The sequence below is a fragment of the Rhizobium sp. SJZ105 genome (assembly GCF_007828365.1).
Lineage (GTDB): Bacteria > Pseudomonadota > Alphaproteobacteria > Rhizobiales > Rhizobiaceae > Agrobacterium > Agrobacterium tumefaciens.
Genome location: NZ_VIUP01000002.1, coordinates 396,295 through 410,932, shown reverse-complemented (window position 1 = coordinate 410,932; position 14,638 = coordinate 396,295). Strand labels below are relative to the sequence as shown.

At 55.3% G+C, this 14,638-nt stretch carries 12 protein-coding genes and 1 tRNA gene; 6 read left to right on the top strand and 7 right to left on the bottom strand.

The window, feature by feature from the left end; all coding sequences use genetic code 11:
* The first annotated feature begins 138 nt into the window (after window positions 1-138).
* From FB593_RS11050 to FB593_RS11040, 3 genes are read left to right on the top strand one after another with little or no spacing between them, the layout of a single operon-like run.
* A complete protein-coding gene (locus FB593_RS11050; RefSeq protein ID WP_065662505.1) occupies window positions 139-1,626 on the top strand; it encodes a lipopolysaccharide biosynthesis protein in 1,488 nt (495 codons plus the stop codon).
* Window positions 1,611-2,936 (top strand): polysaccharide pyruvyl transferase family protein, encoded by a 1,326-nt coding sequence (locus FB593_RS11045; RefSeq protein WP_065662506.1) that lies wholly within the window; start codon window positions 1,611-1,613, stop codon window positions 2,934-2,936. The genes FB593_RS11050 and FB593_RS11045 overlap by 16 nt, the downstream gene beginning before the upstream one ends.
* A 9-nt stretch (window positions 2,937-2,945) precedes the next feature.
* Window positions 2,946-4,163, top strand: a complete 1,218-nt coding sequence (locus FB593_RS11040) for a glycosyltransferase family 4 protein (protein WP_065662507.1) — start codon at window positions 2,946-2,948, stop codon at window positions 4,161-4,163.
* Window positions 4,164-4,217: 54 nt separating this feature from the next.
* Here FB593_RS11040 and FB593_RS11035 read toward each other — a convergent pair whose 3' ends face one another.
* The 3 genes from FB593_RS11035 to FB593_RS11025 all read right to left on the bottom strand — a co-directional run bounded on the left by FB593_RS11035 (window position 4,218) and on the right by FB593_RS11025 (window position 6,305).
* A complete protein-coding gene (locus FB593_RS11035) occupies window positions 4,218-5,009 on the bottom strand; it encodes a metallophosphoesterase family protein (RefSeq protein WP_003511251.1) in 792 nt (263 codons plus the stop codon).
* Between the two features lie 240 nt (window positions 5,010-5,249).
* On the bottom strand, window positions 5,250-5,855 hold the full coding sequence (locus tag FB593_RS11030) for a transglutaminase-like cysteine peptidase (protein WP_111800331.1): 606 nt from the start codon (window positions 5,853-5,855) through the stop codon (window positions 5,250-5,252).
* Window positions 5,856-6,002: 147 nt separating this feature from the next.
* Entirely contained in the window at window positions 6,003-6,305 is a 303-nt protein-coding gene (locus tag FB593_RS11025) for a hypothetical protein (RefSeq protein ID WP_065662509.1), read from the bottom strand.
* Between the two features lie 322 nt (window positions 6,306-6,627).
* On the opposite strand from FB593_RS11025, the gene FB593_RS11020 reads away from it, so the two are divergent.
* Window positions 6,628-7,185, top strand: coding sequence for an HNH endonuclease (locus FB593_RS11020; RefSeq protein WP_003511248.1), 558 nt, complete (start codon window positions 6,628-6,630; stop codon window positions 7,183-7,185).
* Window positions 7,186-7,214: 29 nt separating this feature from the next.
* On the opposite strand, the gene FB593_RS11015 is transcribed toward FB593_RS11020, so the two are convergent.
* A complete protein-coding gene (locus FB593_RS11015; protein ID WP_013761732.1) occupies window positions 7,215-7,730 on the bottom strand; it encodes a disulfide bond formation protein B in 516 nt (171 codons plus the stop codon).
* 594 nt (window positions 7,731-8,324) lie between these two features.
* Between FB593_RS11015 and FB593_RS11010 the strand changes: the two genes are divergently transcribed.
* A complete protein-coding gene (locus FB593_RS11010; RefSeq protein WP_145166562.1) occupies window positions 8,325-10,130 on the top strand; it encodes an AAA family ATPase in 1,806 nt (601 codons plus the stop codon).
* A gap of 679 nt (window positions 10,131-10,809) precedes the next feature.
* Here FB593_RS11010 and FB593_RS11005 read toward each other — a convergent pair.
* A tRNA-Leu gene (locus tag FB593_RS11005) sits at window positions 10,810-10,894 on the bottom strand.
* 296 nt (window positions 10,895-11,190) lie between these two features.
* On the opposite strand from FB593_RS11005, the gene uppQ reads away from it, so the two are divergent.
* Window positions 11,191-11,832: a polysaccharide biosynthesis GNAT family N-acetyltransferase UppQ gene (gene uppQ, locus FB593_RS11000; protein WP_145166561.1), complete on the top strand. Its 642-nt coding sequence runs from the start codon at window positions 11,191-11,193 to the stop codon at window positions 11,830-11,832.
* Between the two features lie 63 nt (window positions 11,833-11,895).
* On the opposite strand, the gene FB593_RS10995 is transcribed toward uppQ, so the two are convergent.
* Both FB593_RS10995 and uppV read right to left on the bottom strand, forming a co-directional pair.
* The gene (locus tag FB593_RS10995) at window positions 11,896-13,167 is read right to left on the bottom strand and encodes a GNAT family N-acetyltransferase (protein ID WP_003511245.1); all 1,272 of its coding nucleotides are present in this window, start codon (window positions 13,165-13,167) and stop codon (window positions 11,896-11,898) included.
* 8 nt (window positions 13,168-13,175) lie between these two features.
* Window positions 13,176-14,591, bottom strand: a complete 1,416-nt coding sequence (gene uppV / locus FB593_RS10990; protein ID WP_145166560.1) for a Wzx-type polysaccharide biosynthesis protein UppV — start codon at window positions 14,589-14,591, stop codon at window positions 13,176-13,178.
* Window positions 14,592-14,638: the final 47 nt, after the last annotated feature.

Sequence of the window (14,638 nt, the reverse complement as noted above, 5' to 3'; positions counted from 1 at the left end):
GCAAGCGTTTCTTCCAAGGAAAGAGCACATGGTAGAAAGCAATATCGGCAAAGTCCGTTTCCCCAAGCTGGACTTCGATCGTTTTCTGGCCGCTGCGGTGGTCGGGCTGTCACGACCGGCTTTGCAGGCGGCAGGTTGATGGCGGAGCAAAGTTCGATAGGCAGCGCCGCGATAACAGGCGTTTTCTGGTCCATCGTCCAGAACTGGGGTGGAAAGCTTTTTACCTCCATTCTTTTCATCGTTCTTGCCCGGTTCCTCAGCCCCACCGACTACGGCATGGTCGCCACGGCGGGCCTGGTTCTGATGCTCATCCAGATGCTGTCGGAGTTCGGTTTCGCAGATGCGATCGTGCAGAAACGAAATCTGGAGCCAAGCGACGTCAATCTGCCATTTTATGTGTCCGTTGCGCTGGCAACGGTGTTTGTCATCGTTGTTTGTCTGCTGTCGCCCAGACTGGAAAGCTGGTTCGAGGTGGAAGGGCTGGCACCGATCATCGTGGCAATCTGTATATTGCTGCCGCTGAATACCGCCTCGCTTTTTCAGGAAGTCAATTATCGGCGTGCGCTCGCGTTCAAGCCGCTGGCAATAAGAACCTTCATTTCGAATATTATCGGCGGTGGCGTTGCGATTGCTTTCGCCATCATGGGCCTGGGCGTCTGGAGCCTCGTCGTTCAGACTTATGTTGCAACCATTGTGACGCTGATCTGGCTCTGGCGCAAACCGCACTGGCTTCCGGGCACCACGCTCAAGCCCGACACTTTTTTCGAATTGCTTCGCTTCGGCTCGTCGGCTCTCGGTTTGCGCATCGTGGATTTCGGAGCCACGCGGCTGATCGACGTCATGATCCTGGGGCGTTACGGGGTTGCCCTCTTTGGGCTCTACACCGTCGGCAGCAGGCTCTATCAGCTTCTCATGCAGCTGCTTCAGGCGGCGCTATATGATGTTTCGTTGACGGTGCTGTCCCGCATATCGCACGAGCGGGAGCGCATGGCGGAACTGTACAAGCAATCCATCACCATATCGTCGATCTTTTCGACACCGATCTTCGTGCTCTCGGCTGCGTTGGCGCCAGAGATCTGCAACGTCCTGTTCGGCGCGCAATGGCAGGGTGCCGACGCGGTTGCGCGGCCGCTGCTGCTACTTGGTGCATTGCAATGCGTCCAGTTTCAAAACGGCCCGTTTCTGTCCGCACGCGGCAGGCCGGACAAGGTGCTGATTGCCGGGACGGTCAAGGCAATCTCTACCATCCTGTTGATATTGCTTGTCCCGACGGAAAACATCCGGGAAATCGTCATCGTGTTTGTCTTCGGGCAGCTCACTTCGACGCCTTTCACATTTTATTTTGTCGCCCGGGAACTCGGCATCAAGCTGTGGAGAATTCTCCTCCTGCTTTTGCCAAGCTTCGGTTCCAGCGGTCTCTGCTTCCTGCTCGTTCAGTGGATGCGACCTGAAGTTAAAATGCTGGGTGCGGGCGACCTCGTATCCGGCATCCTGCTCGGTGGTATGTTTGGCGTCGCATATCTGTTGCTTTTGGCTCTGACCGCGAGAAGCGAGGCCCGGTCCGCCATCGCCCTCATCATGAGCAAAATCGGTTCTCGAAAGGAAAGAAAATGCGCAAGCTCGTGAAAAAAATACTCCCTGCACCACTGCGTCGGAAGCTGGTGCAATATAACGAGCGGCGCAATCTGGATAATGCGGTCCAGCAACTCTTCAATGATCTGCAAGAGCTGAAGCACAGTATCAAGCCTATCAATGTCGGAGATCGGCTGAACCGGCTTTTGATCGTGGCTGGTGATCCCATCACCCTGTTCGGTTCCGCCGGCGATGACGCGATGATCACGGCGACCGTGCAGAATGCGCGTGCGAGCAATCCCGATGTCGAGATAGACATCCTCGTCGACGGAACGAATTTTGGCGACTCTGCTTTGCAGAGAGGCTTTGTTACCGTCGATATCTTTGGAAAGCCTGACTTCATCCAGGCCCTTGCCCAGCAATTTTCGGTGCGGAAGTACGATTGCATCGTCGTTGTGGGTGCCGACGTGATGGATGGCTATTATCATCCGCTGGTCAGCGCAAAACTTCTGGCAAGCGCTGATCTGGCTGCCGCTGCCGGGATCAAAAACGTTATCCTCGGTTTCAGTTTTAATGAAACGCCGCACCCCGCTTTGGCGAAGTTCTACAGCTCCCTTCATCCGGGGGTGTCGCTCAATGTGCGTGACGTTGTTTCCCTCGAGCGTCTGAACGCCTTTGCCACGGCCAAGGCGGCACTGGTTTCCGATTCTGCATTTAGCCTTGTCCCATCGGAACCCGATGAAGATACGATCTCGTGGATCGCGCGAAAGCGCGCCGAGGGATACAGGGTCATGGGCTTCAACCTGCATCCCATGCTGTTCAAGAATGCGGATAACGCGCAGATCGCGGCGATCATCAGGCGCGGGGCCGAAGCACTGGAGTTCGTTGCCGATGCAAGACCGGTCTGCTGGCTGGTCATTCCGCATGACTACCGGAAAGACGTGGGCGATCAGGCCTGCCTCAAGGCCATTACCGAGCTTGCTCCATCTTCACAGACGGATAGGGTTCGATATCTGGATGGCAGATGGCCAGCCCCGGTTTTAAAAGGCGTTGCCGGTAAACTTGATGGCCTCGTCAGCGGACGCATGCATCTTGCGATCGCTGCGCTGGGCAAGGGCGTTCCTGTGATATGCATTGCGTATCAAGGCAAGTTCGAAGGGCTGTACCAGCATTTCGGTCTCTCCGCGGCTGAGCTGCTTTCGCCCGCCAAGTTCCATACGGATGATGGCATCAAGAATGCCTTGATCAATTTTGTGGATCAGGCCGATGAGATTCGCGAAAAAGTCGGGAAGAAACTGCCTGAAATTCTGGACCTTTCCAAAAGGAATTTTCAGGTGTTCGAGACCTTCGCCAAGCAGCCTTGAGTCATTTTCATGAAAGTCGCTTTTGTTTCCGTATTCCCTGCCGTTCCCGCAAACGAGGGTGCGCGGAACAGGATTCTCCAGCTGACACGCGCCGTGCGTAGCCTCGGACATGAAGTGCATTTCGTCTATGTCGATACTCCGATGATAGCTGATTTCGATCCCGCGGCCCATGAGGTCGAGTTTGGGGCCGGGCATATGCACGTCGTGTCCAGGGAAACATGCGGGTTTGCAGCACGGCTCATCGACGACTTCAGGTTCGAGATTGGGTTGACCGCATTTCGAACCCGTCGGAAAATTCAACGGCTCCTTGGCCGCGACAGCGGTTTCTACAATTACCTCGACGAGTTCTATTATCCGGAAATAGGCAGGCAGGTCCTGGATCTTCAGCGTCGACTCGGGATCAACGCCGTTATCGTCGAATATGCCTTTCATTCGAGAGCTTTTCTTGGGCTGCCGGATGATGTGCTTCGCATTCTCGACACGCACGATTCCTTCGCCGATCGTCACAAGGCGTTCGTGAACACGGCCAACAGATTTGGGTACTGGTTCTCGGTTCCGCCGGACGTGGAATGCAAGGCATTCCGCCGCGCCGATGTCGTTGTCGCCATACAGGAAGAAGAGGAACGTTCGTTCAAGCAGCGGCTGGCAGGAGAGCCGCCGGCGGTTGAAACGGTGAGCCATATTCTGGATCTCGGCCAGAGAGTGGAAGACTTCACTTCCGCTGATTTTCTGTTTCTCGGTTCAGGCAACGACGCGAACGTCATTTCTCTCAATAGTTTCCTTCACAATGTCCTGCCTTTGGTGAGGGCGGCCCGTCCGGACATTCGCCTGGTGCTGGCAGGTAGCATATGTGGCAAGGTCGAGGACATGGAGGGGGTTCTCAAGCTTGGCCGGGTGGAGAACTTGAAGGATGCGTTCACACGCGCGCCACTTTCCATCAATCCAATCACGCTTGGCACGGGCATCAATATAAAACTGCTTGATGCTCTGGCTGCGGGTGTCCCAACGATCAGCACCCAGACGGGTGTGAGGGGGCTTTCAGAAGGATATCGTGGTGGCGTGATTGTCGTTGAAGACGGAGATCATCAGGCCTTTGCCAATGCCATTGTGCGGCTCTCTTCCAGTCGGGAGCAGCGGCAGGAATTGGGAAACAATGCGTTCCTTGACGCTGTCGAATGGAACCGCCGGCAAATGACGGTGCTCGGCAATATTCTGAAGGGCAAATAAATCGCGATTGTGATGCGTCTGGCTGGTGCAACCTGATCCAACGATGGCAAGCCATCAGGCAATAAGTCGTGGCCCCGCATCCGTCAGCTTTAGAATGGTAAGCCTGCCCGTCGTAAACGCTCCGGTGTCGATGCCGATCCGTTGCGGACCTGTCTGTGGTTCCGGCGCCGGCGTATGGCCGTGGATGATGAGAAGGTCCAGTCCCGCCCCTTCCGACAGGAAGGGTTCCCTGATCCACAACATGTCCTCATCGGTCTGCGCCTCAAGCGGCACCCCGGGTTTAAGGCCGGCATGAACGAAAAAATAGGGTCCCATGCGGACGCAGATAGGCAGGCTGACTAGAAGTTGCCGATGGGCCTGCGGGATCGCGCCAATCAGCGCATCCCTGAACGGCTGGAGCCGCAGACGGCCGTTGTTCATGAAGTAGCTGATATCGACCCCGTAGGACAAAAGCGTCTGGCGGCCGCCGAAATCCAGCCAGTGCATGTTGTCTTGCGGATTTTCGAGGAAATCGCTGAAGAGCTGTTCGTGATTGCCGCAAAGCGAGATGCGGCGCAGGGGCGCCGGCGGTGGTTGCAGCAGATGCTGGAGAACACCGCACGAATCCCGGCCACGATCGACATAGTCGCCCAGAAGAATAACCAGAGCGGGGGATGGATTGCTTGCGAGATCGGCAAGGATTTTCTGTTCCGCCTGCAAAAGCAGATCGAGGCTGCCATGGACGTCGCCAATGGCATAGATCGGAAAAGACGGAGATTTGTCGCCGAGGTCTATTCTGCGCCGCCTCCGGTCGTCGCGGGGGGCTGGCTGTTTACGACCGCGAATCCAGTTTAGCACTTTAGGCATAGATGCCGATACTGTCTCTCTTGCACGAGGTCAAGAGTGTTGAAAGCCAATGCCACAGAGCCCGTAAAACCCGGGTCCATGCAACGGCTGCGGCATCCGCCAAAGCCCTGTCGGACAAAGCTATCCGGGGCAGGGAATTGCGAAAGCCGGTGTCGATTTTCGCAAGGCGCGCCGCGGCAATTGAAGAGGAACGGAGCGCCCCCTTCCTGTTCGAAGATGACTATCCTGTGCGCGATAGACCTAGAGTTTCAGCCAGACACGCGGGTTTTCGTGTGACTGGATCTTGATCCATTTCAGGTCAACCGCTTTCCAAGGTTTGACGACGTTGGTGCGGTTGTCCAGCACCAGATCGCCCTGGCTGGTGCTGACGACCAGAACGGCGTGGCCTATGCCGGTGGGGGTGCGGGCGGTGGCAATGCGCAGGGCGCCCGAGGGCCAGCCGGCGCGCAGAAGGCGTTGCCGCTTGGTCACCGCGTAGTCGTCACAGTCACCGCTTGCGGGGTTCAGATTCCATTCGTCCTGTCCGTCCGCTTCGCTTGTATAGACTATCGATGTGTTGATCTCGGCGTTGATGCGCTGGAGTTCCGTGCGCTTCTGCTTGGTCAGTTCGACCGTGTCGCGATCACCAATCCGGACACATTGGTCGGCGGCGTCGTCGCAAAATTTTGCGAAGGCGATTGGGGCAATTGTCGGGCGGCTTGTCGTCATGAACAGGCCGGGGCGCGATGCGGTCGGGTTCTGCGCCAGGCCCGCAAGCGGGGCGGCCGATGCCATTGTCGCGATGCTTGCCGCCACGCTGACGGCAACTGCCAAAGTCTTTGCCAGACGGATTTGTCTCTTCGCCATGTCTCTGCCTCTGCCCGGTTGTTGTCTCTTGTGCATGGCAACATAGCGACCCTTCGTTGCGGGCCGTTTAAGTCGATAGATTGCTTTTTAGCGAAATCCAATTTTATTAAAGCGAGATAGAGTAGCGGGAAACCGGTGCGATGGCGCTTACTTGCAGCGGGTGCGGCCCTCGGCATCTATGATACATGTCTGCTGTGGCACAGCGTTTCGGTACTCACGCCGCGTATCGGTTGAGTTGCTCCGACTTGCCGGCGGCCGGTCGTAATTGCGGTAGACCTCGAAATTGCGCCCGCCGATCGTTCCCTGCGCACCGCCACGGCCATCCGGCGTGACTTCGAAATTCTGATATTGCTGGGCAGAAGCGGAAGCGGGCAGGACCATAAGCACGCCAAAGGCGCCAGCCGCCAGGCCCTTCCATAACGCTGCCGTTTGGTGCCTGCGCAAGATCATGGCCGTTTCCTTCCCTCGACAGAACGACAGATACGCATTCTGCTTTCCCAATCGTTTGTCGCGTTGACTATATCACTGATCTCGCATTGAGGGTGAGAACGAATATAGCGTTCGTCGGCAGGCGAATCGCTTCGGTACCGCTGGGGCGCATCACCAGATAGTGGCCAGACGACTATCTCGCCGCCCGATTGTCCGGAACGCAAAAAAGACGTTTTTAGAGCTGAAAAATTAAGCTCTTCTCCGCTGCATTTATGGGCTTCACAATCCTGTAACAACGGACCTAATATACAAGTGCAGATGCCGAATCGATCAGGAGAAGCCCTTGACGATTGCAGTTTCACCACAGGCCCTGCCGGCGCTCGTTCTGAACGCAGACTACAGGCCACTGAGTTATTATCCCTTGTCGTTATGGTCCTGGCAGGACGCGATCAAGGCCGTCTTTCTAGACCGTGTGAACATCATTGCAGAATATGATCACGCGGTGTCGTCACCCAGCTTTTCCATGCGGTTGCCGAGCGTCGTCAGCCTCAAGACCTATGTCCAGCCCACCCGCAACCCCGCCTTCACACGCTTCAACGTGTTCCTTCGGGACAAGTTCGAATGCCAGTATTGTGGCACGCGGGACGACCTGACCTTCGATCACGTGATTCCCCGCGCCCATGGCGGCGAAACCACGTGGCACAATGTCGTGGCGGCCTGCTCTCCCTGCAATCTTAGAAAAGGCAGCAAGCTTCCCAAGCAGGCGGGCATGTTCCCGGCGCAGAAGCCTTTCCAGCCGACGGTTCAGGACTTGCACAATAACGGGCGGCTGTTCCCGCCCAACTACCTGCACGAAAGCTGGATGGACTATCTTTACTGGGATACCGAGCTGCAGCCCTGATCCTGAGGACTGCAACGCGGCTTTTCCGTTTAACGGCTTTTCCGGCTCGCGCCAAAAAAGGCAACGGCCGCAAGCGCAACGCTTGCAATGACATTCCAGCCGGCAAACGAAAGGCCGAGCACCCGAAGTGCAGCGTCGTTGCAGGAGGGTGCCTTGATGGCATTCAGATTGCCAAGCAGGTCACCGGCATTGGTGGTGATGGATGGCGCACCCGTGGCGCAGGTGATAGGCCCCGCCCAGAAACCCCATTCCACACCAGCGTGATAAACACCAAGCCCGGCGCCGATCAGCATCGCCACGCCAATGAGGGCGAGAAGCAGCCGCGTGATCTGAACCGGCAGCTTGAAGATGCTGGTCGCTATGGCCAGAATACCCAACGGAATGGCGTAGTAATAGGGATCGCGCTGCAAAAGGCACAATGCGCAGGGCGTATAACCGCCAATATGCTGGAAACCGAGGGCGGAGCCGACAGTAAAGATCATTCCCGCCGTTACGCCAAGAGCGGCGAGCGTGCGGCTGTTGTCGGCGGTTGTTGCAGTGGCCATAATGTTTTCCCCAAACTTCACGAAGAAGCAGATATCCCGAACGGGCTTTCAAAAAGGCGGGCGTGATGGCGAAATTAAGTCGCCGGTTCAACGGTGTATTCCCGGATTCGTCTAATCCAGTCCTTTGCATCTGGCAAATGAAAGCCCGGTAATATTCGAGGGGCGAATGAGCAAAGTTTCGTGAGCGTCTTGACGATCATGAAACAATCGACGGGTCTTTTGAGAGGATCCGGATAAAAAGAAGAAAATCAATGCAGCTATTGGAAATGGCATTCCAAATTCAAGCCGTTGTTTTTATTTTAATCAGCGACTTATATTATTTTTGGACTGATTTTTAAACACTCTTCCAGAGCTTTTTTGACAAATTGTCCAATCAACAGATCCGGGTTGTTTCAATTCCAAAGGTCACAGCTTCGTATCCTCTGGTGGGTGAGCAGCTTCTCTAACGGTTGAGTTAGTGGGCTCGGGTTTCTTTGCTCTTTAGACTTGTCTGAATAGCTGTCGTGCCGATAAATTTTCTGCGTATCCCGCCACCATACTCTTCACAGTTGTGTATCGAGCAGACATTATGCAGCCATAAGATGGGGATGGGAAATGTATCTGAGGCGCATTGAGTTAGAGAATAACGGTCCGATCGAATTTGCAGATTTCCACTTGCCCTTCAAGGAGGACGGGAATCCAAAACCCGTTGTCTTTGTTGGACAGAATGGCGCAGGAAAGAGTATTCTTATCTCTCATATAGTGAACGCGATGGTCGCTGCGAAAGGCGCGGCATTTACTGATACCGAGGTCGAACAAGGCAAAGTATATAAACTGCGGAGCCCGACCTACATCACTCATGGCAAAGATTTCTTCCGCTCTTATATCCATTTTGATGATGGACTCGTTCAAGGGGAGATTCAGGCGTTATACCCGCGTCAGCAATTCGAGGATATTAAAGGATATACCCCCGCAGACGCTAACTGGGCACAAATGCCCAACGATGGCGCGTCAATCTTCACTACAAACTTTGATGACCGAGAGGGAGAGGTGCGGCAAAAGCTTTCGCGATCCGTGATGCTGTACTTCCCTCCCAACAGGTTTGAAGAGCCAGCATGGCTTAACATCGACAACCTGAAGAGTACAGCGACCTATCGCGTGGCAAAGCGCATCCAAGGTGTCTCCGGTCGTCAGATCATCAATTTTTCGCCGTTGCAAGACAATCAAAATTGGTTGCTCGACATAATCTACGATAGCTTCGCGATTGAGCGCCAAGCTCGTAATATACCGGCGCTAGGCGTTGCTGTACCGTTACTAGTTGAGACTAACGGACCAGCAACTCAACTTCGTAAAGCAATTGAAGAGTTCCTTCTTCGCCTTTTAGGCGCGGAAGGTCCGATCAAATGGGGGGTCGGATCGCGTGGGGGAAGAAGCATCTCCATCTCACAAAATCAGACGCCGCTTTCGAGCAACCTTTTCAGCCTTTCTACAGGCCAGACTGCGCTCCTCAATATTTTTCTCACGGTTATACGCGACTGCGACCTTTTAGAGGGCGGTTTTACTGGGCTTCAGGAGATAAAAGGAATAGTTGTTATAGATGAGATTGACGTTCACCTGCACACAGATTTGCAGCACAGGATCTTACCACAGCTGCTTTTGCTGTTTCCGAAGGTGCAATTTGTCATTACAACGCACTCGCCGCTATTCATTATGGGTATGGAGAAATCGCTGGGTAACGATGGATTCGCTCTAGTCGAACTTCCCCATGCAAACCCTATTAGCGTAGAGCGGTTCTCGGAATTTGAGCTTGCTTATCGGCATTTCAAGGAAACCGCCGTCTTCGACAGTGATGTCAGAACTGCAATCACCCAAAGCCAAACGCCGATCTTGTTCGCTGAGGGATCGATTGACATCGATTATTTAGCGAAGGCAGCTGAGCTACTTGATCGGCAGGAATCCATTGAGAAATTTCGGCTCCTCGACGCGAACGGTTTTGGCGGGCTAGATAAGATATGGAAGCACTTTGACACAAACATAGCTCGACTCACTAACCGTCGTGTCACACTTCTCTACGACTGCGACGTTAACAAAGCTGCAAGCAGCAAGCCGGGTGTCTCTCGCTTGGTTGCGCCTCAGCAGGGGCATCGTATTTCCAAAGGCATGGAAAATCTTTTCGCTGACGAACTCATCGAAAGAGCTAAACAAGCAAGCCCTGCATTCATCGATGTGTCACCTGCGTTTCAGAAAGTCGTAAGGGGGAACGCAGTTGAAGAGCCCGAGCGTTGGGAGGTTAACCCGGACGAAAAGCGGAACCTTGCCGACTGGGTGATAGCGAACGGGGCCGCGCAGGATTTTGCCCATTTTGGACTAATATTTGATCTGCTAGATGCAGCTTACGTAAGTATAAATCAGGAATCTTAATAATCTAACGACGGCGGTGGCGCCGTCTCGATGCTGTATTCCAATTTATTATTGGCGTATATGCGGTCTTGATCGCAATGGCACAGGCGAGAATTCGTTATTGCTGCAAAAGACCATCATATACCTGCTAGCGCCGCATCGACATTGTACTGTTCGGAAAACAGCGCATAACGAAAGGATGACCTCATTTCACCGAGGAGAAGAATTGAAAGAGAAAGCCTCGCAAGCTAGAAATGCCTTTGCATTCTAATCTCGTTAAGGCAATCGAGGCCGGCCCTTACGGCGATCTGACTTTACTCATCACGGAGCTCAGCAGGCCATTCACGTCAAACGGCTTTGGGAACTGGTTTCGGAAAAGATGCAATGTGGCAAACCTACAGTATTGTAGCGCGCACAGCCTGAGAAAAGCGGCGGCCGCATGGTTTGCGGATCGTGTAGCAACGAGCATCAGATTGTGGCCGTCACTGACACACTGCGTCGAAAGAGGTTATCCGCTACACCAAAGCGGTGCGCCAGAAAGTGCTTGCAAAGAGCGCCATGAAGCTGATGGATCAAGCTGTAGACGACAGCGGCGATTGACCAAAAACAGAACAAAAGTATCCAACTTTTTCAAGTGGTGCGAGCTTCTCAGACATTTAAGAGTGGAAAACCTAAGAAAATCAATATGATTTCTAAAAAATGGTACCCCAAGCCGGGATCGAACCAGCACTCCTTGCGGAACCGCATTTTGAGTGCGGCGCGTCTACCAATTCCGCCATTGGGGCAACGGTGGTAATGCCACAGCGTCTATCACGGTCAATGGCATGCGTGCAACCCCAAAGCTGATTTTTCCTGTCTAATGACGTGCGTTTGCAGCCTTCATTTCAGAGCTTTTACCGGGCGGGGAATGAAAGGAGAGTGGCGTTTGTCCGTCCCGTATCGGTACACCGACGGTTGTGGCGTTAAAGCAATATTAGATACCACTAATAAATTAGAATATACACAATTGCTAATTGAATTATGATGTTTGCGTGGAGTTTCCACGCGGGGCGGGAGAAGCCAGAACTCATAGGAGGAAATTATGAGGGCGCTTTCTCGCAATTTGTTACTGTCTGCCTGTCTGATTTTACCGGTCAACGCCCACGCGCTGGATATCGGGATTGGCGGTGAGAACGGGGTGAATGCCAGTGTGGGCGGCAATGGCAGCGGTGGGCTTGGTGTCGACGCTTCCGTTGGTGGCAGCAATGGCGTCAATGCCAGCGCTGATGTCGGCGGCAGAAGCAGTGGCGGACTGGGCGCGGATGTCAACGCGTCGGTCGGTGGCAGTAGCGGGGTCAATGCGGATGTCAACGCATCCGTCGGCGGCTCGAGCGGTGTCAGTGCGGGCGCCAATGCTTCGGTTGGCGGCTCCAGCGGCATCAATGCCAATGTTGGTGCGAATGTGGGCGGATCGAGCGATCTTGGCCTTGGTGTCGGGCTTGGCATCGGCGGCTCCAGCTCGCCAGGCAATCCGGGGAACCCCGGTAATCAGGGCAATCCTGGAAACCCCGGCAACACGGGGCCGGTATCGCCCGGTGGCATGCGCAATGCCATACAGGCCTATAACGACATGTCGCGAAACGAGCAGATCAAGCTTGCCCGTCGTTGTGTCGATATTCTCGGCGGCGGATATGACGCCGCACTGACCCAATTGTGCAAAATGATCCGGACGGCCTCGCGCTGACGCTGCGTCAGCCCCGTGGATAGTCCGATACCAAACCGAAGGATGCTGCGGCATCCTTCGGGATTAGCTGTTCTTGCGCCCGAAGGAGAGGATTTTCTGGCGCAGGCTGCGGGCGAGGTTGCGGGTGTTGCGATACATGTCCACCTGCGTGGAAACCTGTCGCACGTCACGGTCGCTGTTCTGCGCAAGCCCGACGACAAGAGTGCCCATTTCCTGCCGTTCCTGCCAGAAGCGGCTCATGATCGGATGATCGGGCACTGCGCAGCTGTCGCTGCGCAGAATATTGGCGTCGTCCAACTGCCAGTCGGTCAGTTTCTGCACCAGAAGTTTGCCGGGTGAAAACCGCGAATAGGATTCGTCAAAGGCGGTCTTCCACGTATAGGCCTCGCCAGCCGTCATGAAGACGATCATGGAGGCGATGGCGCTGCCATTGAGATCGATGGTGTGAATGCGCACCGCATCCGCTTCAGCCAGATTTGTGATTGCCTCGCGGGCGAAGGCGGCGCGATAGCGGTCGTTCACCAGCGCGCTGCGTTTGCGGCCTTTCCAGCCACTCGCTTCCAGCGCCAGGAATTCCTCCATGCGGTAGCGTATGTCCTTCGGTTGCCGGGTAACGGTGTAGGAAAGGGCCCCGAGTTTTTCGAGCTGTCGCCACTGCCTGCGCATCTCCCGCAAATGATGCGGCGCAAGTGAATTACGCAGATAGGCTTCGCCGTCCAGAAGGCTCTCCAGCATCGGCCGCTGATAGTTACCAGTCGTCGTCACCGGCAGGTTGCGGCTGATTGCTATGGCCTTGAACATCCGGGCAAAAGGCCCTTCAAGCCGTACATCCGGCAGTACCAGAACATTCGGCAGGCGCATTTCCCGGTCGGAAAGCGCATCGAAAAGATTGTCGAGCGTCTCTGCGGCACCTTCGGTATCGACCAGCGGCGTGCCGAGAGGGCCGAAGGGGTTGGCCCAGCCACGGATGATGGAGGGACCGATGGAAAAACCCGGCTTTTCCACGGTGAAGGGCATCAGAAAGCGCATGCGGCTTCTAGCGCCGTTCTCGTCGCGAATAAGGGCGAAGCGCACGGACTTGTCATCGATACGCGGCATGGCGGGTGCAAGAAGCCGCCCTGTGAAGAAGACATTTGCCTCCATGACGCGGTTGGACAGGAAGTCGAGTTCTTCCTGCATGTCGTAACCGAGCCGGCCAGGATAGATGCAGAATTCGCGGCCGTCGCGTCCCACGCGACGGCTGCTGTCGGCCACGGGGCGGTCACGCTCCGTAGACGCCATCAGCGCAGCGATGCGCGGGTCCTGAAAATCCGGATTCTTTGGGTCGCTGGACATGCTTATCGTTACACCGCCTTCCCAGTGTCTTGACCCGCCCGGGGATCGTTGAAGGCAAAAAGGACGATCCCGAGTGTGCGGCGAATGGCAATATGCAATAGCACAGCTTCTATGCACATTGCTATCGCCACAGCTGCCGCAGCGCCAGTCAGACCATAGACCGGAATCAACACCATGTTGAGTATAATGTTACAACCGAAGATAATAATATAAAGAGCTACGCACAATTTTTGTTTGCCGGCCATATTCAGCAGCGTTTCTCCCGGGCCGATCAGTGCTTTTGCGAGGAAGCCGGCAAAGAGGAAGAACATCAGCTTGTAACCCTGTACGAAGCCGGGACCGAACAGGGACAGCAGAAACGGCCCTGCCAGAAGCACGAGACAGCCAACGGCAAGCGATGGCCAGAAGGCCCAGCGCGCCGCCTGGCTGGCGAACCCGGCCAGCCCCTGCCTGTCATTGGCAGCAATGAGCGCGGCCAGACGTGGGGCCGCAGCCGCCTGCACTGAAAAAAACACGAATTGCATCAGCACGATGGTTTTTGCCGCGGCAAAATAGATGCCGACCTGATCCGGCGGCAGATATAGACCGACGATTACTACATCTGAATTGGTCATCAAAAAACCGATGCCGTCGATCAGGAACATCGGAAAGGCAAACCGTATCCACGGACGGAAATGCACCCTGCGGGCAGCGCTGCGGAAATGCCGGTTGAGCCGGCGGTTCATGAACACGAAGTGGAAAAGCGTGGTGACATAGGTGGCCAAAAGGGCCGCAAGCATCGCTGTCGTTGCGGTTTTTTCCGCGCCGAGAAGGATCGCCACCAGCATGAACAGCAGGATCAGCACCGGGCGGATGATATAGGTGGGGCTGAGGGCTGAAACCGCCCAGCCGTTGGCACGAGCTGTCCCGTTCAGCACATCGCCAAGCGCCACCATCGGCAGGGTGAAAAGCGCCAGCGAAACCGGAATGAGGTAATAGGAGGAGATGCGCTCGCCGAAGAAATACAGGAAGACGAAACCGAAAAATGCAAGCGCGCTGGCCGAAAGCATGGCGAAGAGGCGCGCTGTCGAGGTTAGACCCATGATCTTGTCATGGGCATCCTCCAGGCGGTAGCCGGGCAAAAAGCGGATGACGGTGGTGTGAAAGCCGAGACAGGAGAGGTTGCCGAACAGGATGACCAGAACCCAGACAAAGGCGAACAGGCCATATTCGAATTCGCCCATCAGGCGGGCAAGGATGATCTGGGAGATGAAAGCGATACCGGCGCTAATGATGCGCACCGCAAAGGCGACGAGCGCCATGCGCTGGGCCCGGGAGACATCGTCTCTGCCGGAAACGACGACGGCGATTTTTGCCCCCAGCGGCGCCAGTTTAGCGCGCAGGCCTGCGGGTAAGGCTTTTTCCGCCGTGTTGAGGATAGCCATAATCCACACGCCATCATTTCCAGTTGAGTAGGCAACTGGATTATAAG